This window comes from Acidovorax sp. NO-1 (assembly GCF_000238595.1).
Lineage (GTDB): Bacteria > Pseudomonadota > Gammaproteobacteria > Burkholderiales > Burkholderiaceae_C > Acidovorax.
Window position 1 is genome coordinate 1 of sequence record NZ_AGTS01000119.1, and the last position, 471, is coordinate 471.

1 protein-coding gene is annotated in these 471 nt (G+C 61.1%); it reads right to left on the reverse strand.

Translation table 11 applies throughout. The features are described 5' to 3' along the window. Positions 1-155 precede the first annotated feature (155 nt). The coding region (locus KYG_RS18705) for a nucleoid-associated protein (RefSeq protein WP_008906496.1) at positions 156-471 on the reverse strand (316 nt) is incomplete at its 5' end.

The window sequence follows — 471 nt, forward strand, 5'->3', positions numbered from 1 at the left end:
GGGCCAGGCGGTCGCTAGGTTCTGTACCAAAAGCGCCGAGCGAAGGTCAGGCGAGGCGAAAAGGCTGAGGAAGCGGAGTTTACGAGCGGTAAATGAGCATTCCGAAGCCTTTTTCAACGAAGCATCACCGAGCGCAGGCATTTTTCGTACAGAACCTAGTCCTTGCGCCGCTTGAGCTGGTCCTTCAGTTGGGTCGGCACCTCGCGAATGATCAGCACATCCTGGCCTTCGTCGTATTCGATGCGCGAGCCCAGCAGGTGCGCCTCGAAGCTGATCGATAAGCCTTCGGCGCGACCGGTGAAGCGGCGGAATTGGTTGAGGGTGCGCTTGTCCGCCGGGATCTCCGGCGCCAGGCCGTAATCCTTGTTGCGGATGTAGTCGTAGAAGGCGCGTGGCGCCTCGTCGTCCATCAACTCGGAGAGGGCATCCAGGGCCATGGGCTCACCGCGCTTGGCCTGGCTGCTGGCGTAG